The organism is Vibrio sp. 10N.261.51.A3 (genome assembly GCF_041471965.1).
Lineage (GTDB): Bacteria > Pseudomonadota > Gammaproteobacteria > Enterobacterales > Vibrionaceae > Vibrio > Vibrio crassostreae_C.
The window spans coordinates 82,413-82,788 of the sequence record NZ_JBFRPK010000020.1 but is presented as its reverse complement, the minus strand read 5'-3'; the positions used below and the strand labels follow the sequence as shown (position 1 = coordinate 82,788).

General features: G+C 44.1%; 2 rRNA genes. Both read left to right on the top strand.

What is annotated here, in order from left to right:
* Nucleotides 1-102: ribosomal RNA gene (locus AB4371_RS05260) — 23S ribosomal RNA — on the top strand; the annotation flags it as partial.
* Between the two features lie 164 nt (nt 103-266).
* Nucleotides 267-376 (top strand): 5S ribosomal RNA (rrf, locus tag AB4371_RS05255).

Below are 376 nucleotides of genomic sequence, written 5' to 3'. Positions count from 1 at the left end.
GTCCTAAAGGGTTGTCGTAGACTACGACGTTGATAGGCAGGGTGTGTAAGTGCTGCGAGGCATTGAGCTAACCTGTACTAATTGCCCGTGAGGCTTAACCATACAACACCCAAGGGGTTTTGTGGACTCAAAACTGTTGTTTCCGCTTTAAAAAGCAGAGGCAAACAAAACGCTTGAATGAGTTTGAAGAGATAGACTTTTAAATCAGTTTTCCAGATTATTTTGCCTTCAGTTTTTAAAAAAGCTGAAAGTAAAAGCAAAATTTGCTTGGCGACCATAGCATTGTGGACCCACCTGATTCCATGCCGAACTCAGAAGTGAAACACAATAGCGCCGATGGTAGTGTGGGGCTTCCCCATGTGAGAGTAGGACATCG